The sequence below is a fragment of the Amycolatopsis sp. NPDC023774 genome, assembly GCF_040639695.1.
Lineage (GTDB): Bacteria > Actinomycetota > Actinomycetes > Mycobacteriales > Pseudonocardiaceae > Amycolatopsis.
In genome coordinates, this window is the sequence record NZ_JBFAAJ010000008.1 from 147,031 (window position 1) to 168,955 (window position 21,925).

Sequence of the window (21,925 nt, forward strand, 5' to 3'; positions counted from 1 at the left end):
ATGATACCGATAATTACCGGTGTCATACAGGGGTTTGGAGTCCGAGTGATCGAACCGACTTTCGCAGCCTCGAAGCTCGCGGCTCGGCTCGCCGAGACCGGCGACACACTCGACGTGCTCGAACTGGCCACCGCGGTGCTCGTGCGCAACTTCGAACTGCTGCGCCGCCGCACCGACGCCTACGCCGAACTGGACCAAGCGGAGTACCTGCTGCTGCGCACTTTGGACGAGTTGGGCTCAGCGGACGTCGGCACGCTCGCCGGGGCACTCGGTCTAGACCCGTCGACCGTCGGCAGGCAGGGCTCGGTGCTGCTCGGCAAAGGGCTCGTCGAGCGCAGCCCCTCGGCTGCCGACCGCCGGCGCAGCATCCTCACACCGACCGAGGAGGGCCGCCACCGCATGCGCGTGACCCAGTCGCGTCGGCGCAACGCGTCCGCCGAGCTGCTCGGCGACTGGAGCGAAGAGGATCTGCGCTCCTTCGGCGCGCTGCTGAGCCGCTACAACAAGGCTGTCGCCCGGCGCTACCTGACGGCCCCCGACGACTGAGCGCCCGGCTCCCCCACGGCGAGGTCAGCGTGGGTGTCGCGCAAAGTGCGCTTCACGATCTTCCCGCTCGGGTTCTTCGGCAACGCGTCGGTGAAGACCACGTATTTCGGACACTTGTAGCCGGCCAGGTGCTCGCGCGCGTGGGCGAGCACGGCCTCGACGGTCAGCTCCACGCCCTCGCGCGGGACGACGGCCGCCGTCACCGCCTCGATCCAGCGCGGGTGCGCCACGCCGAACACGGCGACCTCGGCCACCCCGTCCAGGCGGTAGAGGGCTTCCTCCACCTCGCGGCTCGCGACGTTCTCGCCGCCGGTCTTGATCATGTCCTTCTTGCGGTCCACCACGGACAGGTAGCCCTCGTCGTCGAGCACGCCGAGGTCACCGGAGTGGAACCAGCCGCCCGCGAACGCGGCGGCCGTCTTCTCCTCGTCCCCGTAGTAGCCGAGCGTCGCATGCGGGCTGCGGTGCACGATTTCGCCGATCTCCCCCGGCGGCAGCTCGCGGCCGTCCTCGTCGACGATGCGCGTCTCGACGTTGAGCGAGGCCCGGCCCGCCGAGCCGGCCTTCGGCAGCTGTTCGTGCGGGCGCAGGATCGTGGCGAGCGGCGCCATCTCGGTCTGGCCGTAGAAGTTCCAGAACTCGACGTCCGGCAGCCGCCGGGCGAGCTCGCGCAGGACCTCGACCGGCATTGCCGAAGCGCCGTAGTAGCCCTTGCGCAGACTGGAGAGATCGGTGGTGTCGAACGCGGGGTGGCGCAGCAGCGAGATCCACACCGTCGGCGGCGCGAACAGCTTCGTGGCGCGCTCGCGCTCGACGGTCGCCAGCAGCGCGGCCGGGTCCGGGCCGGGCAGGATCACGCTGGTGGCGCCGAGGTACACGTCCACGGAGAAGAAGCAGTCCAGCTGCGCGCAGTGGTACAGCGGCAGGGAGTGGACCTCGACGTCCTCGGCGCTCATGCCACCGTCGATCACGCACGACACGTACTGCGCGATCAGCGAACGGCTCGAGAGCAGCACGCCTTTCGGCCGCGACTCGGTGCCGGAGGTGTACATCAGCCGCAGCGGATCGTCGTCGGCGACGGCCACGCCGGGGTCGGTCTCGTCGCCAGGGCCGTCGATCCAGGCGTTGACGTCTTCCCAGTCCTCGGCGGTGCCGCCGATGCGGCCGCGCACCGCCTCGCCGAGCCCGGCGCGCTCCAGCGCAGCGGCCCCGGTGGCCAGCAGCGCGTCTTCCGTGACCAGCCCGGACACCCCGGCGTCGCCGAGGATGTAGGCGATCTCGTCGGCGCCGAGCATGAAGTTGACGGGCACGAGCACCACGCCGAGCCGGGCCGTCGCGAACGCCAGCACCGCGTACTGCAGGCAGTTGTGGCTCAGCAGCGCCAGCCGGTCGCCCTTGACGAGACCGCGCTCGGCGAGCCGGTGGGCGCACCGATTCACGGCCGCGTCGAACTCCGCGAAACTCAGCCGCCGCTCGCCGTCGACCACGGCGAGCTTGCCCGGGTACCGCGCGGCCGTGCGCCGGAGCAGGTCACTGACGGAGTGCTGACGCGCGTGCTGGATCGCTTCGCCGGTTTCGGCGCTGAACGGGCTCGGCATAGCCCGGAGTTTCATCCACCGCCGCGCGGGGCGCAACCCTGGCGCGCGGCAGCGGGCTGCCAGGCCGAGCGGCACCCGCGCGCCACCGGTTAAGCTCCGTCGGCGCACCTCGGGGGGACGTCCTCGACCGGCTCGATCGGCTCGACAGGGTTTCCGGCCAGGGCCTCGAGCTGGGGCTTCCGGCTAGGAGTCCTTGGCGAAGACCCGCACCGCGACTGCGGTCGCCACGCCGGCCACCGCGAGCACGATCCCGACGATGAGCAACCCGGACGCCGCCAGCGCCACGGCCGCCGCCGCGAACAACGCGAACTCCAGGATGAACCGCGTCGGCTCCGGCGCCCGCCGCGGCGCCTTGGGGGCCACCACCAGCGCCCAGATCGCCCCGGCCAACACCGGCCACAGCACCCCGCCGACGACGTCCAGCAGCACGCTCCCACCCAGCCGCGCCCCGGCGACCGCGAGACCCGCCATAAGGGCCAGCTCCGTGCAGAACCGCGCGACGAGCACGAACCCGGGCAACCCCTGCAAAGCCGGACGAGTGGTGGTCATGCCCGGCAGCGTAGCGACCGGATCCCGCTCACCCGGCCGAGCTCCCCCCGAGTTCACTCCGCCGCCGTCGCGTACGCGCCCGGTGTACGCAATGGTCCGGACCCTCGCTTCGGGCGCGAGGCGCGCCGAGACGAACCCGCGCCGGTCCCGGCGGAACGCCTCCACCAGGCCGGGCCGGGGTGTCCGGCATCGCCTGGGCCCGCTCGGGACGAACCGTGAAGGTCGTCAGTTCGATCACCGACATCGTCGGCTGGTCGGTTCGAATCAGTCACCAGGTATGACTGGCTCGGCCGCGGTCACCGCGTTCCCGGCGGGCGATCCGCGCCGCGGATCACAGGGCGCGCCACACCGTCCACTGTGGTCCCGCACACGACGGCACCGCGGACCACTACGATGCACACGAGCCGACAGGAGAGTGATCCGATGCCCGACGACGCTACCCCCGCCGACGGCGGCGACTCGCTCACCGAGCGGATCACCGGCCGCCTCGCCGGGATGTCGCGGGCCGAGCGCGCCGTCGCCGAGTACCTGCGCCACCACGCGCGCGAGGCGATCTTCGCCACCGCCGAGCAGATCGGCTCGGCCACGGGCACGAGCGACGCCACCGTGGTCCGCACCGCCAAGACACTCGGCTACAGCGGCCTGGCCGACCTGCGCCAGCACCTCGCCCGGCAGGTGGTCACCGAGACCAGCCCGTCGATCGAGTTGCGTCACCGCCAGATCGGCGAGCCCACCGGCGAGCCCACGACCGTGCTCGCGCGCGTGTTCACCGAGGCGACGGAGCGGCTGGCCGAGACCTGGCGTCTCGTCTCCGAGGAAGACTTCGAGAAGGCCGTGGACCTGCTCGCCGGCGCGCGCGAGGTCCTGGCCTTCGGCATCGGTCCGTCGAGCTTCCTCGCCGGGTACGTCGCGCTGCGCCTCGGCCGGATGGGCCGCCGTGCCCGCGCCAGCGGCGCCACGGGGTTCCGCCTCGCCGACGACCTGCTCGGCCTCGGCGAGGGCGACGTCGTGGTGCTGTTCCTGCCGAGCCGGCTGCTCGGCGACATCGAGGTGCTGCTCGACCGAACGCGCGAGGTCGGCGCCCGCACGCTGCTGATCACCGACTCGCTCGCGCCCGTCTTCGGCGACCGCGTGGCCGTGGCCCTGCAGGCCACGCACTCCCCCAGCAACTTCACCGGCGAGATGCTCAGCGCCGAGGTACTGGCCGACGCGCTGCTGCTCGGGCTGGCCTCGCGCGACGAGGACCACGCCAACCAGACCTCGGAACTGCTCACCACGTTGCGCTCGCGGTTGATCCACGGCGACAGCCGCGACTACGTGCCGCGGCGCAAGTCCGGCAACCCCCGCAAGGGCTGACCGCACGCCCGGAATGTCCGGGGTTCACGGCCGCCGCGAACGCATTTGTACGGCGCGTGTATCGGCTCGGGCGAACCTGGTTCCCACACCCACCGGGGATCAGGAGGACCGAGGATGAGAATCGCGAAACGCACGCTGGGCCTGGTCGCGTTCGCCGCGGCGCTGACGCTGTCGGGCATCGCGCCGGCGCTGGCCGCCGACGCGAGCGGCACCGTGCACACCGACTCCGGCGCACCGCTCACCGTGCGTTCGGCGCCCGGCACCGGCGCGAGTTCCGTCGGCACCATCGCCGACGGCACCGCCGTGGTCATCGACTGCCAGACCACGGGCGACACCGTGACCGGCAAGTACGGCACCAGCAACATCTGGGACCACGTCGCCGCCAAGGGCGGCTACATCACCGACACCTACGTCTACACCGGTTCCGACGGCCGCATCGCCCCCGACTGCACCGACGTGCCGCCGCCCCCGCAGGCCACCTGCTCCACCTCGGGTCTCGGTGACGGGAAGACCTGCGCGGAGGCCGTGGCCTACGCCAAGACCCGCGTGCACACGACCAACATCGCGTCCTACGACGGCTGGTGCGACCGCATCAACGCCCAGAACTACGGGTTCTCCGCAAGCGGTTCCGAGACCGCGTACGTGCACTGGACCCAGATTCCCGCGCAGTACAAGCACGCCGGCGACCAGAACGTGCCGGCCGGCGGCCTCGCTTTCTTCTCCAACGGCGGCGCGGGCCACACCATGATCTCGATCGGCGGCGGCCAGTTCCTGTCGAACGACATCCACGGCGCGGGCACCTACACGCAGACCACGATCTCGGAGATCAAGAGCAAGTGGGGCCAGACCTACCTCGGCTGGTCGCAGCCGTGGTTCAAGGTCAACCACTGACCCGTCCGGCACCGACCCGTCCGGCACCGGTCGGTCAACCGCCGACCGGTCGACCCTGACCCGTTCGGGGAGCGCACCACGGCCCCGCCCGGCACTCGCCGGGCGGGGCCCGTTTCGTGCCCCGGCCCCTTGAGCGGCACCCGTTTTCGCGGTGTCCCGGCCAGCGGGAGCCACCCGGGTCTCGCCCGCTCGAACCGCGATCGGGCGCTTCCCTCCCTTGCGGGCGAGGTCCCATCTCGGCCTTGTCACAGCCCCGCCGATTTCGCGCCGTCGGACCTCCGGGCGGACCAGGCCGTACCACTGGACCGGGTCCTGCCCCCTCTCGCGGACAGTTCCTGCCCTCGTGCCCGTCCCCGGAGAGGTCTTCACGAACAACCGCCACGGCGCGACAAACCCTGCCCGGTCAAGGTTTCTGGTGCGGCACCTGCACTTTCGGGACGCGCGCTGGTAACCGTCCGGACACGTAGCGTCAAACTCCCCGTCGCGTTTACAACGTCTTGGCAACCGGCTTGACACCAGCTGTGGTCCGGACCACCCTCTCCACATTGGTCTACACCATTTGTCACTCGACCGGCCTGGGGGCCGGACACCGAAAGGACAGACAAGTGAAGCGCTGGCTCAAACTGGCGGCGGGTGCCGCCGCCCTCACCCTCGCGACAGCCGGGTGTGCCGGTTCGGGCGGCGGTGACACCGCGTCCGGTTCGGGTGGTTCGGACGGTGACACGCTCACGGTGTGGCTCATGGACGGCTCCGCGCCGGACAGCCTCACGGGTGCCCTCAACAAGGAGTTCGAGGCGGCCCACGCCGGGGTCAAAGTCAACTACCAGATCCAGCCGTGGAACGGCATCCAGCAAAAGCTGACCACCGCGCTCGCGAGCGACACCCCGCCCGACGTGATCGAGGTCGGCAACACCCAGACCCCGGCGTTCGCCTCCGACGAGGTGCTCACCGACCTGTCCGCGGACGTCAACAGCTTCAACGGCTCGCAGTGGCTGGCCGGGCTCAAGGCCTCGGGCGAGTTCGAGGGCAAGACCTACGGCGTGCCGTTCTACGCCGCCAACCGCGAGGTCCTCTACCGCAAGGACATGTTCGAGCAGGCGGGCATCACCGCGCCGCCGACCTCGAACGCGGAGTGGCTCGACGACATCGCCAAGCTGAAGGCGAAGTTCGGCAGCGACAAGGACTTCCAGCCGCTCTACCTGCCGGGCCAGTACTGGTACGCCCTGCTGTCGTTCATCTGGGACAACGGCGGTGACGTCGCCAAGGCCGAAGGCAAGGGCTTCAAGTCGACGCTGGACTCGGCCGGCGCGAAGGCGGGTCTCGAGTTCTACAAGCAGCTCGTGGACGCCTCCGGCACCACTGCGCCGAAGGACAACGACGAGGCCACCCCGCAGCAGGCCGGCATCTACGGCGGCGGCAAGGTCGCGATGTTCATCGGCACGCCGGGCGAGGTCGCCACGGCCGCGAAGACCGACCCGAGCATCGCCGACAAGACCGGTGCGTTCCCGATCCCCAGCAAGACCGCCGGCCAGACGGCCCCGGTGTTCCTCGGCGGCTCGAACCTGGTGGTCCCGCTCAACAGCAAGCACGCGGACCTCGCCAAGGAATACCTGAAGCTGCTCACCAGCACCAAATACATGAGCCAGATGGCCGCCGCCGGCTACGTGCCGGGCACCTCCACCGACACCAGCGCGCTGGCCAAGGACCCGCTCGGCGGCGTGATGGCGAAGGCCTCGAAGAACGGCCGCGCCGTGCCGACCAGCCCGAAGTGGGGCGAGGTCGAGTCCGGCCAGAACCCGCTGAAGGACATGCTCACGGCGTACCTCACCGGGAAGAAGTCGATCGACCAGGCCACGACTGACGCCAACGCCGCCCTCGACAAGATCATCGGCGGATGACCGCCTCCAAAGTCGTGCCGATGCCGGCGGGGGCCACCCCGCCGGCATCGGCACGCGCCACTCCGGAGAAACCGAGGCGCCGGGTGGGGATCGGCGAGGGGATGATGCCGTACCTGCTGCTCCTGCCCGCCCTCGTCGCCGTGCTGGTGCTGCTCGGCTGGCCCACGATCCAGATGCTCGGCATCAGCCTGCGCAAGCTCGACCTGCACGAGCTCGTGACCGGCAAGGCCGTGTGGATCGGGTTCGACAACTACACCGAGGAGCTGACCGATCCTGAGTTCTGGTCGGTCGCCGTGCGCACGGTCGCGTTCACCGCTCTGCTGGTGGCGGCCACCCTGGTCGTCGCGCTGGTCATCGCGGTGCTCATGCGCCACCTCAACCCGGTGGTCCGGATCATCCTGCAGATCTCGCTCGTGCTCGCGTGGGCCGTGCCGGTGATCGCGACGACCACGGTGTTCCAGTGGATCTTCGACCAGCAGTACGGGATCCTGAACAAGACGCTGGACCGGCTGGGGTTCCACTCGTTCATCGGGTACTCGTGGTTCTCCACCGGCGCGAGCACGCTCGCGGTGATCGGGCTGCTGGTGCTGTGGCAGGCCGTGCCGTTCGTGGCGTTCACGCTTTACGCGGGCCTGCTCGGCGTGCCGAGGGAGCAGTACGAGGCCGCGGGCATCGACGGCGCCGGGCCGTGGCAGACGTTCCGCGCGGTGAGCTGGCCCGCGATCCAGCCGATCCTGACGATGGTCACGTTCCTGTCGGTGCTGTGGGACTTCAACATGTTCGGCCAGGTCTGGGCGATCCGCCAAGGCGGGCCCGACGGCGCGAGCACGACGCTCGCGATCCTGCAGTACCTCAAGGGCATCGCGGGCAGCCACTTCGGTTCGGCCGCCGCGATCGCCACCATCATGCTGGTACTCCTGCTGCTGGTCACCGGGCGGTACGTGCAGCTGCTGGTTCGGTCGAAGGACGGTGAGCTCGCGTGAGGAAGTCCCTGACCCAGCGGGTCGCGCTCTCGGTGGCCGGCGTGCTCGTCGCGCTGCTGTTCTTCTTCCCGACGTACTGGATGTTCACCACGTCGCTCAAGACACCGGGCGAGGTGCTCTCACCGAAGTACGACCTGTTCCCCACCGCGGCGACGCTGGCGAACTTCGCGTCGGCCCTCACCAAGCCGGGGTTCGTGACCTACTTGAGCAACAGCCTCATCGTCACGCTCGGGGCCGTGCTCGCGGCGCTGGTTGTCGGCGTGCTGGCGGCGATCCCGCTCGCGCGGTTCCGCTTCCGCGGCCGCAAGGGGTTCCTGCTGCTGATCCTGGTCGCGCAGCTGGCGCCGCTCTCGGCGCTGTTCATCCCGATGTACCTGCTGATGCGCGACCTCGGGCTGCTCAACACGCTGCCCTCGCTGCTACTGGTGTACTTCGCGACGTCGCTGCCCTTCACCGTCTGGATGCTCTACGGGTTCATCAACGGCATCCCGTACGACCTCGAAGAGGCCGCGATGATCGACGGCTGCAGCCGCGCGGGCGCGTTCCGCCGCGTGACGCTGCCGCTGCTGGGCCCGGGCCTGGTGACCACGTCGGTGTTCAGCTTCATCACCGCGTGGAACGAGTTCCTGTTCGCGCTGGTGTTCATGCAGGACAAGCCGAAACAGACGCTGCCGGTGTGGCTCTCGTCGTTCAAGACCGCGTTCTCGGTCGACTGGGGCGGCATCATGGCGGCATCGGTGGTGTACGCGATCCCGGCGCTGATCTTCTTCCTGATCGTGCAGCGCAAGCTGGTGTCCGGCCTGACGGCAGGCGCGGTGAAGGGGTGAGCGATGTCTGATCCTCGGGCGTGGGCGAAAGCGGTGCTGCTGCCCGGTTTCGCGGGCACGACGGCGCCGGACTGGTTGCGGCGCCGCCTGGGCCAGGGCCTCGGCGGCGTGATCCTGTTCGGGCGCAACGTGGTCGACGACGAGCAGGTGGCGGCGTTGACCTCGGCGCTGCGGGCCGAACGCGACGACGTGGTGGTCGGCATCGACGAGGAGGGCGGCGACGTCACCCGCCTCGACGTGAACACCGGCTCGTTCGTGCCCGGCCCGCTCGCGCTGGGCGCGGCCGACGACCCGGAGCTCACCACGGCGGTCGCGGCGGCGCTCGGCGAGCGGCTGGCCGCGTGCGGGGTGACGGTGAACCTGGCGCCGTGCGCGGATCTGACGCTCGCGGCACAGGACCCGATCATCGGGGTCCGCGCGTTCGGCTCGGACCCGGCGAAGGCGTCGCCGCACGTCGCCGCGTTCGTGACGGGCCTGCAGAAGTACGGCGTCGCCGCGTGCGCGAAGCACTTCCCCGGGCACGGTGCGGCGACGGAGGATTCGCACGTGGCGCTGCCTGTGCTGCCGCGAACGGTCGAGGAGCTGCGGGAGATCGAGCTCGTGCCGTTCAACGCGGCGATCTCGGCGGGCGTGCGGTCGGTCATGTCGGGCCACCTCGTGGTGCGGGCGTGGGGCGACGAACCCGCGACGCTCAACCACGTCGCGCTCACCGACGTGCTGCGCGGCGAGCTGGGCTTCGACGGCGCGGTGATCACGGACGCGCTCGAGATGGGCGCGGTGTCGGGTTCCTACGGCCGGCACGACGGGCTCGGCAGCACGGCGGTCCGCGCTTTGGCCGCGGGCGCGGACGCGTTGTGCATCGGCGGGGCGGCGTTCGAGGCGGACACGTTGGACGCCATCACGGCGACGATCGTTGCCGCGGTTGCGGACGGGACGCTGTCCGCGGAACGGCTCGCGGACGCGGCGGCCCGGACGGCGGCGCTGGGCACCTCGCCGACGCCTGCCGAGCAGAAACCGGTGGACTCCGCGCTGGGCCTCTCGGCGGCTCGCGCGGCGCTGCGGATCCAGGGCTCGCCGCGGCTGGCCGGTGCGCCGCTGGTCGTCGACGTGCGCACCGACCCGTCGATCGCGGCCGGGCCCATGCCGTGGGGCCTGGGCCCGCACCTGGCGGAGCTGGTGCCCGGCACCCGGGCGCTGACCGTGTCCCCGGATGACGCCGCACTGGTGCGCGCGGAGGCCCGTGGCTTCGCGAGCGTGGTCGTGGTGACGCGCGAGGCGCACCGCCACCCGGCGGTGCTCGCGTTCCTCGCAGAACTGTCCGATGTGGACTACATCCGCGTCGAGACGGGCGTGCCCGGACCTTCGGGCACAGGGCCGCGGATCGACACGTTCAGTGGCTCGTACGTGAGCCTGCGCGCGGCCGCGGAGTACCTCGCCTGACCCCGGTCCGTGGGCGCGGTTCCCCGACCCCTGCCCACGGACCGGCCTTCACGTCCGGTTCGGGTCGACGAGGATCTTCGGTCCCGCTCCCGGCGGCCGGCGCCCGGCGAAGAAGTCGGCGACCTCGTGGAGCCCGACCGTCGCGGCGACGATCGGCCGCGGGTCGACGTCCCCGTCGGCGTATCGGTCGATCGCCGCCTCGAGTCCGGGCGACGCGCTGAGGATCCCGACGGCGGTCACGTCCTTGAGAGTCAGCTGCCGCGTGTCGATCCCGCTCGGCTCACCGGCGAGTCCGATGTAGACGAGCCGGCCGGACGGCTCCACGAGCTCCAGCGCGGCCGCCGGGACGGCCGGGTCGCTGGTGGCGTCCACGACGGCGTCCACCGGCGAAGCGGGCGGCTCGGCGGCCGCGGTGAACCCCAGCTCGCGCGCAAAGGCGATCGAGCCGGCCGTGACGCCGACCAGGTGGACCTCGGCGCCGGCGGCGCGCAGGAACATCGCGGTGAGCAGCCCGATCGTGCCCGGCCCGTAGACCGCGACCCGCATGCCGTCTTTCTCGCCCAACGCGGCCCGCGCCGCCCGCAGCGCGTTCCCGCCCGGCTCCACCAGCGCGCCCGCCGTCGCGTCGAGGTGCGGGGGCAGCTCGTGCAGCGAGGTCACCGGCACCGCGATCTTCTCCGCCAGCGCCCCGGCCCGCCCGCCGCGAATCCCGACTTCCTGCCGGTCGGCGCACACGTGCTGGTGGCCGCTGCGGCACCGCCGGCAGTGTCCGCACCCGAGCATCGTGTCGCCGACGACCCGCCGCCCCACCCACGCGGGGTGCACCCCCTCGCCGGTCTCGACCACGGTCCCGCACCACTCGTGCCCGATCCGCATCGGGTAGCGCGCCTGGCCGTCGGCGAAGTAGTGCATTTCGCCCGTGAAGAACTCGAAGTCCGTGCCACACACGCCGGCGCGCTCCACGGCCACCACGACCTCGCCCATCGCCGCGACCGGCTCGGGCACCTCGGCCACCCCGGCCTCGCCGGGCCCGGTGATGACGAAGGCCTTCACCGGTTCGGCCCGGCACGTCGTTCCATGCATCCGATGCTAGTGCTCCGCACGGGCGCCGGGGGTCCTTCGGGACGACTTCACTCCCCCGGCGGGAAGTCCACCGAGCGGCTGACGTCCGCCCATTTTTCGGCCTCGGCCGCGCGTTCCGCCGAAGATCGCACGGCCAGTTCCACCGCGCCGGCGCCCAGCAGGAGGCGGCGGGGCGGGTCGGCGTGGTCGACGACGTCGACGATGATCTCGGCGGCGCGGGCGGGGTCGCCGGGCCAGGTGGCGGAGTCGGTGCGGCGGCGGTTCATCGCGCCGACCGTTTCGTCGTAGTCGGGGCTCACCGGGTCGACGCGCATGGAGGAGCCGGCCCAGTCGGTGCGGAACGCTCCGGGCTCGATGATGAGGACCTTGACGCCGAAGGGCGCGACCTCGTTGGCCAGCACCTCGGAGAAGCCCTCGACCGCGAACTTCGCGGCCTGGTACGCGCCCATGCCGGGCGAGCCGCCGACGCGGCCGCCGACGGAGGAGAACTGCACGAGGTGGCCCGAGCGCTGGGCGCGCAGGATCGGGAGGGCGGCCTTGGTGACGTTGACGACGCCGTAGAAGTTCGCGTCCACCTGGGCGCGGAAGTCGTCGTCGGGCATTTCTTCGATGGGGGCGGAGTTGGCGTAGCCGGCGTTGTTCACCACGACGTCGAGCGAGCCGAACGCGTCCACCGCCGTCTGCACGGCCCCGCGGGCGGCCGCCGGGTCGGTGACGTCGAGGGCGACCGCGCGCACGCGTTCGCCGTATTGGGCGACCAGGTCGCCGAGCTGTTCGGGCTTGCGAGCGGTCGCGACGAGCCGGTCGCCGTGGTCGAGGACTGCTTTCGCCAGCTCGCGCCCGAAGCCGCGGGAGCTGCCGGTGATGAGCCAGGTCTTGGACATGCGTGCCTTCCGGGAGTTCGTGCCTACCTCTCCGTCAGACACCGACCCCGGAGGTTCGTCAACCAACCAGTTGGTTAGTTAGACCACTACGCACCGCCTCCGTGATCCGCGCCGCCCGCGAGACGAGCTCGTCCACCTCACCGAGCACCGCCACCGAACCCGTCCGGCTCTCGGTCGCCACCCGCGCGATCACCACCGCCGAGCGCAGCGCCTCCGGGGCAGCCGCGACATCGACCAGCGCCGCGCACCTCGCGCAGCCGCCGTTCGGCCACGCCCAGCGCGGAGGCCGCCGCGGTGATCATGTCCGCCGGAGGCCGCCAGGCCTCGAGATCCGACGTCCGCACCGTGAACGCGTCCTGCTCGGCCGCAGCCCGTGCATCCAGCCGCCGCCCGCACCGTCGCCGGTGCGCGCCGGCAACGCCGCGGCCTGAGCCGGCGAGAGGGCCGCGACGGTCCCGCCGACCGGCACCGCGGCGCCGAGCGGCGGCGTCGCCAGGCACTTCAGGAACTCGCTCGTGATCTGATCCCGCAGGAAAATCCCCCTCAGCGTCGAATGCGTTCCATGCCCGGGTCGACCAGCGGCTCCGCGGCCACCGTCGCCGCGACCCGCCGCCCGAAGTACTCGATCTCCACGGCGTCGCCGATGCCGACGGTCCCCGGCAGCCAGGCGTACGCGATCGGCAGCCCGACCGTGTACCCGTACGCCGCGCTGGTCACGTAACCCGACGCAGCGCCGTCGACGAACACCGGTTCCTTGCCCAGCACGACCGTCCGCCCGTCGTCCACGGTCAGGCACCGCAACCGCCTCGCGGCCGTCTCCTCCGAACGGCCCTCGATCGCCTCCCGCCCGGCGAACGGTCCTTTCGCCGGGCGAACGGCGAACCCGACCCCGGCCTCGTACGGATCGTGCTCGGTGGTCATGTCCGTGCCCCACAGCCGGTAGCCCTTCTCCAGGCGCAAGCTGTTGAACGCCGCCCGCCCGGCCGCGATCACGCCGAGGGACTGCCCCGCCGCCCACAGCGCGTCCCAGAGCCGCAGCCCGTTGTCCGCCGACGTGTAGATCTCCCAGCCGAGCTCGCCCACATAGGACAGTCGCATCGCGGTCACCGGCACCCCGGCGATCCGCGCCGGACTCGCCCGGAAGTACTTCAGCCCCGCGTGTGAGAAGTCCTGCGCCGACAATGGCTGCACCAGGTCCCGCGCGAGCGGGCCCCACACGCCGATGCAGCACGTGCCCCCGGTGCTGTCCCGAACCCGGACCCCCTCAGGCACCAGCGAGTTCAGGTACGCGACATCGATGTTCCCGTTGATCCCCACCTGGAAGACCGAAGGCTCGAGCCGCGCCACCGTGACATCACTGCGCACCCCACCGGCGTCGTCGAGCATCAGCGTGTAGGTCACCGATCCGACGGACTTGTCGAGCTGGTTCGTCGTCAGCCCCTGCAGGAACTCCAGCGCGCCCGCCCCGCTCACCTCGACGCGCTTGAGCGGCGTCATGTCATACAGTGCCACCCCGTGGCGCGTGTACCACGCCTCCGCCGCCACGATCGACGAGTGGAACTGCCCCGCCCACGCGTCGCGCGCCGGTGGCAGGTACTCGTGCGGCAGGCGGTTCACCAGGAGCGCGTTGGCCTCGAACCAGTGCGGCCGTTCCCAGCCGCCCGCCTCCAGGAACACCGCGCCCAGCTCGCGCTGCCGGACGTGGAACGGGCTCACCCGCAGGTCGCGCGGCGAAAGCTTGGGCTGCAACGGGTGCAGCACGTCGTAGATCTCCACGAAGTTCTGCTGCGAAGTCTCGCTCACGTACTCCCGCGCGAGCTGCACCTTCTCGAACCGGTGCACGTCCACCTCGTGCAGATCCGTCTCGGAACGACCGTGTACCAGCAACTCCGCCACGGCCTTCGCGATGCCCGCCGAGTGCGTCACCCACACCGCCTCGGCGATCCAGAACCCGCGCACGTGCTCGGACTCCCCCACCAGCGAACCGCCGTCGGGCGTGAACGAGAAGATGCCGTTGAAGCCCTCCTCGACTTTCGTCCGGCCGAGCGCGGGCAGCAGCAGCTTGCTCTCCTCCCACGACGGCGCGAAGTCCTCGTCGGTGAACGGCAGCATCGAAGGCATCGACGACTCGGTCACCTCACCGTCCACGCAGGTGGGTTCGACGGGCATCGGCCGGTGGGCGTACGAGCCGATGCCGAGGCGGTCCACGTGCTCGCGGAAGTACAGGTCCTGGTCCTGGTGACGCAGGATCGGCAAGCTCGCCTCACTCGTCTCGGTGTTGCGCCCCACCAGCTCCGCGATCTGGCCGGTCTTCGCGTACTGGTGCGCGAGCGGGAGCAGCGGGACCTCCATGCCCGCCAGCGCACCGAGCTCACGGCCCCAGAACCCGGCGCACGACACCACGATGTCGGCCGCGAACTCGCCCTGGTCCGTTTCGACGCCGGTCACCCGGCCGCCGGCCTGCTTGAGACCGGTCACCTTGGTCGACCCCACGAACCGCGCGCCCCGCGACTCGGCGCGGCGGGCCAGTGCGACGACCGCGCGCGAGGCCTTCGCCAGCCCGTCGGTCGGCACGTACAGCGCGCCGTGGATCCGCGAGCCGTCGAGCAGCGGCCAGCGCCGCACGCACTCGTCGACGTCGATGAGGTGCGCCTCGACGCCCCACGACGTGGCCCAGCCGTGCTTGCGGTGCAGGTCCTGCCACCGCGCCGGCGTGCTCGCCACCTCCATGCCGCCGACCTGGTTGAAGCACGGCAGCCCATCGACCTCCAGGTCGCCGAACTTCTCGACGGTGTAGCGCGCGAACTCGGTCATCGTCTTCGACGGGTTGGTCTGGAACACGAGACCGGGCGCGTGCGAGGTCGAGCCGCCGGTGAGCGGCAGCGGCCCCTGGTCGAGCACGGTGACGTCGGTCCAGCCGCGCGCGGTGAGCTCGTCGGCGAGGTTGGCGCCCACGATGCCGGCGCCGATGATCACGACTCGGGTCATGGCGGAACACTCCTTACCGGAAGACGACGGTGCTGTTGCCGTTGAGCAGGACGCGGCGTTCGCTGTGCCAGCGGACCGCCCGGGACAGGGCGAGCGCCTCGGCGTCACGTCCGACAGTGACCAGCTCCCGCGGCGAGTACGTGTGATCCACGCGCTGCACCTCCTGCTCGATGATCGGGCCCTCGTCGAGGTCGGGTGTCACGTAGTGCGCGGTCGCGCCGACGTACTTCACACCCCGGTCGTAGGCCTGGTGGTACGGCTTCGCGCCCTTGAACCCGGGCAGGAACGAGTGGTGGATGTTGATCGCGCGGCCCGCGAGCTTGCCGCACAGCTCGTCCGAGAGCACCTGCATGTACCGGGCGAGCACGACGAGATCGATCTCGTTCTCCCACAGCAGGTCCAGCAGCCGCTGCTCGGCCCCGGTCTTCGTCGCCGGCGTCACCGGCACGTGCTCGAACCGCACCCCGGCCGCCTCGACCATCGGGCGCAGGTCCTCGTGGTTCGACACCACCAGCGCGATCTCCGCACCCAAGCTGCCGGCGCGCCACCGGAACAGCAGGTCGTTGAGGCAGTGCCCGAACTTCGACACCATCACCAGCGCCCGCGGCGCCGTACCGTCGGCGAACTCGAACTCCATGCCGAAGTCACCGGCCACCGGCACGAACGCCCGCCGGAGATCGTCCACAGTGGCCGGCACGCAACACGTGAAGGACGTGCGTAGGAACAGGGAACCGCGCACGTCGTCGTCGAACTGCTGGTGCTCGACGATGTCGCACCCGCGCTCCAGCAGGAACGTGGTGACGGCGTGGACGATGCCCGCGCGTTCGGGGCACTTGAGCGTCAGTGTGAAGGCCACGGTGCCTCCTGGGTGTACTCGGTGGCGGCGTCGGCCAGCCACTCGGCGAAGTAGGGCGCGAAGGACTGGCGCACCAGCACGGTGAACTCGCCGGCTTCGCGGACCAGCAGCACGATCCCCGTGCGGGCCAGCAACGTCTGCACACAGGTGCCGGGCGGCGACACGGCCGGGTCCAGGTCGATCGCGCAGCCGTGCGCGAGCACATCGCGCACCGCCGGTCCGGCCAGGCGGACGGTGGTGCGCTGCGCCGACGTGTCGGTCACGGCGCCCACCACGATCGCCGGTCGCAGATCCGGCTCGGTCACCGCGCCGGGTCCGGCGAGGACCAGGTACTCGTCCGGACCCAGCCACAGCACGTCGACGGCGCCGAAGGGACCGGCACCAGAGGTGAAGGTGCACGGCTCGGCCGGCAGCGGCACTCCGAGCGTCGCCCCCACGGCGTCGTGGCCCTCGCGCACCCGCACGGTGAGCTGCGTCAGGAACGGCCGTTCCTCCGCGACCACAGCGGGCGCGAGGGCGGCCAGCGAGGCCGCGTGGTCCGCGAGTGGAGCGCGGCGCATCAGGTCAACCGTCACGACGGGTCCCCTCCTTGTCGAACAGCACGGACTCGGTCACCGTCACCGGCACCACGGCGTCGCCGACCGGCACGTACAGCGTCTGGCCGACGCGTTCCCGTCCGGACCGCACCAGAGCGAGCGCGAACGTGCGGCCCAGGGCGGCGCTGCGATAGCTGGACGTCACGTGGCCGACCATGCGCACCGGCGGCTCGGGCACGTGGTCGGTCTCGATGAGCTGCGAGCCCTCCGGCAACAGCACGGCTGGGTCCTGCGGGAGCAGGCCGACCAGCTGCTTGCGGTCGGGCCGTGCGTTCTCCGCTCGCGTGAACGAACGTTTGCCGAGGAAGTCGGGCTTCTTCTTCGACACGGCCCAGCTCATGCCGAGGTCCTGCGGGGTCACCGTCGCGTCGGTCTCCTGGCCGATGATCGGGTAGCCCTTCTCGGCGCGCAGCACGTGCATGGTTTCCGTGCCGTACGGCGTGATCCCGTCCTCGGCGCCGGCCGCCAGCAGTGCTTCCCACAGCGTGATCCCGTGCCATGAGGGCACGTTGATCTCGTACGCCAGCTCACCGGAGAAGCTGATCCGGCAGACGCGGGCGTCGACGCCGGCGACCGCGGCGTCCTGCCAGGTCATGAACCCGAAGGCGTCGTTCGAGACGTCGAGTCCGGGCGCCACCTTCGCCAGCACCGCACGTGAGCGCGGGCCGACGAGCGGGATCGTGGCCCAGTGCTCGGTCACCGACGTGGCGAACACCCGCAGGTGCGGCCACTCCGTCTGCAGCCATTCTTCCATCCACTCGAGGACCATCGCCGCATTGCCCGTGGTCGTGGTGACGAGGAACCGGTCCTCGGCCACGCGGATCACGGTGCCGTCGTCGATGACCATGCCGTCGACCCCGCACATCACGCCGTAGCGGATGCGGCCGACCTTGAGCGAGCTCATCAGGTTCGTGTAGAGCAGGTCGAGGAACGCCGCGGCGTCCGGACCCTGCACGTCGATCTTGCCGAGCGTGGAGCCGTCCATCAGCGCCACGCCGGTACGGGCGGCGCGGCATTCGCGCAGCACGGCCGTTTCCAGGTCCTCGCCCGGCCGCGGGTAGTACCACGGGCGCTTCCACTGGCCGACGTTCTCGAACTCCGCGCCGTGCTCGATGTGCCACGGGTGCAGTGCGGTCACCCGCACCGGGTCGTGCAGGTCGCCGCGGTTGCGCCCGGCCAGCGCGGCGAACGACACGGAGGTGTAGGGCGGGCGGAACGTCGTCGGCCGCTGCCTGGCCAGGTCACGCCCGAGCGCCTCGGCGGTGATGCCCGCGGCAAGCAGCCCGGACGTCTTGCCCTGGTCGTGCGCGGTGCCGATGGTCGTGTAGCGCTTCACGTGCTCCAGCGACCGCAGGCCGGCGCCGGTCGCGCGCAGGACGTCGGACACGGTGGCGTCGCGCTGCAGGTCGACGAACCGGGTGTCCACTTCGGACGCTGCCGCCGGGACCTGCCACAGCACCTTCGCCTCCGGCAGCCCTTCCCCCGCCGCGCTGCCGACCGCGCGGACGGCCGGGAGGTCACCGTCCGGGACGTACGCGCCGAGCTCAGGTGCGTAGCGCAGCGTGCCACGGGCCTGGCTGAACAGGTGCACGGCCGGGTTCCAGCCGCCGGACACGAGCAACAGGTCGCAGGCGAAGCGATCCCCTTGGGTGGCCCCGAGTTCCGCGACGGCCGCCGACGTGATGCGGTCGCCGCCGGCGGTGCCGACGACCCCGTGCCCGGTCCGGATCTCGATGCCCCGGGCCGCGGCGTCTTCCCCCAGCCGGGCGGACACGCTGTCCCGCGCGTCGGCGATCACCGCGATCCGCGCACCGGCGTCGGCGAGGTCGAACGCCGCCGCGTAGGCGCTGTCGTTGGTGGTGAACACGACCGCGCGCTGCCCGGCGAGCACGCCGTAGCGGTTCAGGTACGTCCGCGCCGCGCCGGCGAGCATGATGCCGGGCCGGTCGTTGTCGGGGAACACCACGGGCCGCTCGTGCGCACCGGTCGCGAGCACGATCCGCTTCGCGCGGATCCGCCACACGCGCTGGCGCGAGACCCGCTCGGGGGCTGCGCTCTCGCCGCGTCGTTCGAGGGCCAGCACGAACCCGTCGTCGTACACGCCGAACGCCGTCGTGCGGGAGAGGAACCGCACGCCGCCGGCGATCTCGGCGCTGGGCTCGGGCTGGTCGTCGACCAGGAGCACTCGCCCGGACGCGTCCGCCGCCGCGGCCAGCCCCGCCGGCCCGGCGCCGACGACCAGGACGTCGCAGTGGACGTGCTTGGCGTCGTAGCGCGCCGGGTCGGGCTCGGCGGCGAGCTTGCCCTGGCCGGGCAAGCCGCGGGCGACCAGGCCGTCGTACAGCTCGACCGTCGTCGCGCTGAGCATCGGCTCCGGGAACGGCGCTTCGATCTGCACGAGGGCGGTCGCGTCCTCGACGCCGGCTGCCAGGATCCCGCGCGGACGGCCGTACTTGATGCTCGTGGCCACCTGGTGCACGCCGTTCGCGAGCAGGGCCGAAGCGAGGGTGTCGCCGCGGAAGCCGGTCAGCTCCCGGCCGTCGAAGGTGAACTTGAGCGGGGCCGCCCGGTCGACGACGCCGCGGTCGGGCAGCCGGGTCACGGGATCACCGGCCGGGCCTCGTCGAGGCGGTAGACCGCCAGGAGGGCGTGGGTGCGGGTGTCGCGCACGGCGTTGAACCACCGGCGGCAGCCCGCCCTGTGGGTCCACCGCTCGGGCAGCGGGCCGCTGGGGTTGGCGCGGAAGAAGACGAACTTCGCCCAGTCCTCGTCGGACAGTGCGGCCGGGTCCTGCGGGTAGGCGACGTGCGCCTGGCCGCCGTAGTGGAACTCGGTCTCCTCGCGGGGACCGCACCACGGGCACGGGATGAGTTGCACGGGAGCTCCTAATGGGCGACGGCGGCGGCGCCGTGCTCGTCGACGAGGGCGCCGGTGGTGAACCGGTCGAGGGTGAACGGCTCGGCGTAGGGGTGCGGCTTGCCCTTCGCCACGGTGTGGGCGAAGCAGTCGCCGACGCCTGGCGTGGCCTTGAACCCGCCGGTGCCCCAGCCGCAGTTGACGTAGAGGTTCTCGACGGGCGTGAGGCCGACGATCGGCGACGCGTCCGGCGTGACGTCCACGATCCCGGCCCACGTGCGCAGCAGGTGCGCCCGCGCGAACACCGGGAACAGCTCCAGCGCCGCCGCCATCTGGTCCTCGATGATGTGGAACGCGCCGCGCTGGCCGTAGCCCGCGTAGGAGTCGATGCCGGCGCCCATCACGAGCTCACCCTTGTGTGCCTGCGAGACATACACGTGTACGGCGTTCGACATGACCACCGTCGGGTGCACCGGTTCGAGCAGCTCCGACACCAAGGCCTGCAACGGGTGCGACACGAGCGGCAGGTCGAACCCCGCCATCTTCGCGACCACCGACGAATGCCCGGCGGCGCACAGCGCGACCTTGCCCGCGGCGATCCGGCCGCGAGTCGTGTCGACCGCGGTCACGCGTCCGGCTGCGGTCTCGATGCCGGTGACCTCGCAGTCCTGGATGAGGTCGACACCCAGCGCCGCCGCGGCGCGGGCGAAGCCCCACGCGACGTAGTCGTGCTTCGCGATCCCGGCGCGCGGCTGGTAGGTGGCGCCCAGCACCGGGTACCGCACGCCGGGCGAGGTGTTGACGATGGGGCAGATTTCCTTGACCCCGGACGCGTCGACCCACTCGGCGTCGATGCCGTTGAGCTTGTTGGCCTCCACGCGGCGGACGCTGTCGCGCACGTCCTGCAGGCTGTGCGCGAGGTTGAGTACGCCGCGCTGGCTGAACAGGATCGGGTAGCCGAGGTCCGCTTCGAGGCCTTCCCACAGCTTCAGCGAGTGCTCGTAGATGCCGGAGCTCTCGTCCCACAGGTAGTTGGACCGGATGATGGTGGTGTTGCGGGCCATGTTGCCGCCCGCGAGCCAGCCCTTCTCCAGCACGGCGACGTCGGTGATGCCGTGGACCTTCGCCAGGTAGTAGGCGGTGGCGAGTCCGTGTCCCCCGCCGCCGACCACTACGACGTCGTAGGACCGCTTCGGTTCCGGGTTGGCCCAGAGGAAGTCGGGGTGCTCTGGCAGGTCGGCGCCGGGATTCATCGGGCGGCCTCCAAGTCCGGGTAGAGCGGGAACTTCGCGGTGAGAGCGGCGACGCGGGCACGCAGCTTCTCGGCGATCGTTTCGTCGAAACCGGGCAGCAACGCCGTGGCCACGATGTCCGCGACCTCTCGGAACTCGTCGTCACCGAAGCCGCGCGTGGCCAGTGCCGGGGTGCCGATGCGGATGCCGGAGGTGACCATCGGCGGGCGCGGGTCGAACGGCACCGCGTTGCGGTTGACCGTGATCCCGACCGAATGCAACCGGTCCTCGGCCTGCTTTCCGTCCAGTGCGGAATCGCGGAGGTCGCGGAGCACCAGGTGCACGTCGGTGCCGCCGGTCAGCACGGAGATCCCCGCCGCCGCGGCGTCCTCGGCGAGCAGGCGCTCGGCGAGCAGCTTCGCGCCGCGCAGCGTGCGGGCCTGGCGTTCGGCGAATTCTAGTTCGGCGGCCATCTTGAACGCCACCGCCTTCGCCGCGATCACGTGCTCCAGCGGGCCGCCCTGCTGGCCGGGGAACACCGCGGAGTTGACCTTTTTCGCCAGCTCGGGGTCGTTCGTCAGCACGACCCCACCGCGCGGGCCGCCGAGGGTCTTGTGCGTGGTGGTGGTCGTGACGTGCGCGTGGGGCACCGGCGACGGGTGCAGCCCGGCGGCCACGAGGCCCGCGAAGTGGGCCATGTCGACCATCAGGTACGCGCCCACCTCGTCGGCGATCTCGCGGAACCGCGCGAAGTCCAACCGGCGCGGGTAGGCCGACCAGCCGGCGATGACCAGCTTCGGCCGGTGCTCCCGCGCGAGCCGCGCGACCTCGGCCAGGTCCACGCGGAAGTCCTTATCGGACACTTCGTAGGCCGAGACTTCGTAAAGCAGGCCAGAGAAGTTGATCCGCGTGCCGTGGGTGAGGTGCCCGCCGTGCGCGAGCGAGAGGCCGAGGACGCGGTCGCCGGGCTTGAGGAGCGCGGCCATGGCGGCGGCGTTGGCCTGCGCACCCGAATGCGGCTGGACGTTGGCCAAGCGGGCGCCGAAGAGCTCCTTGACGCGCTCGCGCGCCAGGTTCTCCAGCACGTCCACGTGCTCACACCCGCCGTAGTAGCGCCGGCCGGGGTAGCCCTCGGCGTACTTGTTGGTGAGCACCGAGCCCTGGGCCTGCAGCACGGACAGGGGCGCGAAGTTCTCGCTGGCGATCATCTCCAGCGTCGAGACCTGGCGGCGCAACTCGGCGCCGATCGCGGCGGCCACGTCCGGGTCGAAGTCCTGCAGGGAGCGGCCAAGCACGGCACTCGCTCCCTCGATCGTCGAGGTCATTCTGCCTGCTTCCGTCA

The 21,925-nt window shown here is 71.3% G+C and carries 19 protein-coding genes; 8 read left to right on the forward strand and 11 right to left on the reverse strand.

The features are described 5' to 3' along the window. Positions 1-45: 45 nt before the first annotated feature. Positions 46-546: a MarR family transcriptional regulator gene (locus AB0F91_RS19690; protein WP_360598991.1), complete on the forward strand. Its 501-nt coding sequence runs from the start codon at positions 46-48 to the stop codon at positions 544-546. Here the strand turns inward: AB0F91_RS19690 and AB0F91_RS19695 are convergent. Further along, complete coding sequence (locus AB0F91_RS19695; protein ID WP_360598993.1) at positions 522-2,144, reverse strand: acyl-CoA synthetase; 1,623 nt, start codon at positions 2,142-2,144, stop codon at positions 522-524. The genes AB0F91_RS19690 and AB0F91_RS19695 overlap by 25 nt on opposite strands. A 183-nt stretch (positions 2,145-2,327) precedes the next feature. Next, a complete protein-coding gene (locus AB0F91_RS19700; RefSeq protein WP_360598995.1) occupies positions 2,328-2,693 on the reverse strand; it encodes a YrdB family protein in 366 nt (121 codons plus the stop codon). A gap of 423 nt (positions 2,694-3,116) precedes the next feature. Between AB0F91_RS19700 and AB0F91_RS19705 the strand changes: the two genes are divergently transcribed. The 6 genes from AB0F91_RS19705 (at position 3,117) to AB0F91_RS19730 (ending at position 10,088) form a co-directional block, all read left to right on the forward strand. Then, entirely contained in the window at positions 3,117-4,049 is a 933-nt protein-coding gene (locus AB0F91_RS19705; protein ID WP_360598997.1) for a MurR/RpiR family transcriptional regulator, read from the forward strand. A 114-nt stretch (positions 4,050-4,163) separates the two neighbouring features. Continuing rightward, complete coding sequence (locus tag AB0F91_RS19710; protein WP_360598999.1) at positions 4,164-4,940, forward strand: hypothetical protein; 777 nt, start codon at positions 4,164-4,166, stop codon at positions 4,938-4,940. Positions 4,941-5,545: 605 nt separating this feature from the next. Further along, positions 5,546-6,838 (forward strand): sugar ABC transporter substrate-binding protein, encoded by a 1,293-nt coding sequence (locus AB0F91_RS19715; RefSeq protein WP_360599001.1) that lies wholly within the window; start codon positions 5,546-5,548, stop codon positions 6,836-6,838. After that, the gene (locus tag AB0F91_RS19720) at positions 6,835-7,821 is read left to right on the forward strand and encodes a sugar ABC transporter permease (RefSeq protein ID WP_360599003.1); all 987 of its coding nucleotides are present in this window, start codon (positions 6,835-6,837) and stop codon (positions 7,819-7,821) included. Before AB0F91_RS19715 ends, AB0F91_RS19720 begins: the two co-directional genes overlap by 4 nt. Continuing rightward, positions 7,818-8,648 (forward strand): carbohydrate ABC transporter permease, encoded by an 831-nt coding sequence (locus tag AB0F91_RS19725; RefSeq protein WP_360599006.1) that lies wholly within the window; start codon positions 7,818-7,820, stop codon positions 8,646-8,648. Before AB0F91_RS19720 ends, AB0F91_RS19725 begins: the two co-directional genes overlap by 4 nt. Positions 8,649-8,651: 3 nt before the next feature. Continuing rightward, positions 8,652-10,088, forward strand: coding sequence for a glycoside hydrolase family 3 N-terminal domain-containing protein (locus AB0F91_RS19730; protein ID WP_360599008.1), 1,437 nt, complete (start codon positions 8,652-8,654; stop codon positions 10,086-10,088). Between the two features lie 48 nt (positions 10,089-10,136). On the opposite strand, the gene AB0F91_RS19735 is transcribed toward AB0F91_RS19730, so the two are convergent. Both AB0F91_RS19735 and AB0F91_RS19740 read right to left on the reverse strand, forming a co-directional pair. Further along, entirely contained in the window at positions 10,137-11,171 is a 1,035-nt protein-coding gene (locus AB0F91_RS19735) for an alcohol dehydrogenase catalytic domain-containing protein (protein ID WP_360599010.1), read from the reverse strand. A 47-nt stretch (positions 11,172-11,218) separates the two neighbouring features. After that, positions 11,219-12,055, reverse strand: a complete 837-nt coding sequence (locus AB0F91_RS19740) for an oxidoreductase (RefSeq protein WP_360599012.1) — start codon at positions 12,053-12,055, stop codon at positions 11,219-11,221. Between the two features lie 101 nt (positions 12,056-12,156). Between AB0F91_RS19740 and AB0F91_RS19745 the strand changes: the two genes are divergently transcribed. After that, the gene (locus AB0F91_RS19745) at positions 12,157-12,486 is read left to right on the forward strand and encodes a hypothetical protein (RefSeq protein WP_360599014.1); all 330 of its coding nucleotides are present in this window, start codon (positions 12,157-12,159) and stop codon (positions 12,484-12,486) included. A 112-nt stretch (positions 12,487-12,598) separates the two neighbouring features. On the opposite strand, the gene AB0F91_RS19750 is transcribed toward AB0F91_RS19745, so the two are convergent. The 7 genes from AB0F91_RS19750 to glyA are packed head-to-tail and all read right to left on the reverse strand — an operon-like array spanning position 12,599 to position 21,908. Next, on the reverse strand, positions 12,599-15,043 hold the full coding sequence (locus AB0F91_RS19750) for an FAD-dependent oxidoreductase (RefSeq protein WP_360599016.1): 2,445 nt from the start codon (positions 15,041-15,043) through the stop codon (positions 12,599-12,601). A gap of 13 nt (positions 15,044-15,056) precedes the next feature. Continuing rightward, positions 15,057-15,899 (reverse strand): formyltetrahydrofolate deformylase, encoded by an 843-nt coding sequence (gene purU / locus AB0F91_RS19755; RefSeq protein ID WP_360599018.1) that lies wholly within the window; start codon positions 15,897-15,899, stop codon positions 15,057-15,059. Further along, positions 15,884-16,474 (reverse strand): sarcosine oxidase subunit gamma family protein, encoded by a 591-nt coding sequence (locus tag AB0F91_RS19760; RefSeq protein WP_360599020.1) that lies wholly within the window; start codon positions 16,472-16,474, stop codon positions 15,884-15,886. Before AB0F91_RS19760 ends, purU begins: the two co-directional genes overlap by 16 nt. Further along, positions 16,464-19,097, reverse strand: coding sequence for a 2Fe-2S iron-sulfur cluster-binding protein (locus AB0F91_RS19765; RefSeq protein ID WP_360599022.1), 2,634 nt, complete (start codon positions 19,095-19,097; stop codon positions 16,464-16,466). The genes AB0F91_RS19760 and AB0F91_RS19765 overlap by 11 nt, the downstream gene beginning before the upstream one ends. After that, the gene (locus AB0F91_RS19770; RefSeq protein ID WP_360599024.1) at positions 19,094-19,372 is read right to left on the reverse strand and encodes a sarcosine oxidase subunit delta; all 279 of its coding nucleotides are present in this window, start codon (positions 19,370-19,372) and stop codon (positions 19,094-19,096) included. Before AB0F91_RS19770 ends, AB0F91_RS19765 begins: the two co-directional genes overlap by 4 nt. 8 nt (positions 19,373-19,380) lie before the next feature. Continuing rightward, positions 19,381-20,604 carry a sarcosine oxidase subunit beta family protein gene (locus AB0F91_RS19775; RefSeq protein ID WP_360599026.1) on the reverse strand — a complete coding sequence of 408 codons (1,224 nt, stop codon included), beginning with the start codon at positions 20,602-20,604 and terminating at the stop codon, positions 19,381-19,383. Beyond that, positions 20,601-21,908: a serine hydroxymethyltransferase gene (glyA, locus tag AB0F91_RS19780; protein WP_360599028.1), complete on the reverse strand. Its 1,308-nt coding sequence runs from the start codon at positions 21,906-21,908 to the stop codon at positions 20,601-20,603. The genes AB0F91_RS19775 and glyA overlap by 4 nt, the downstream gene beginning before the upstream one ends. Between the last annotated feature and the right edge of the window lie 17 nt (positions 21,909-21,925).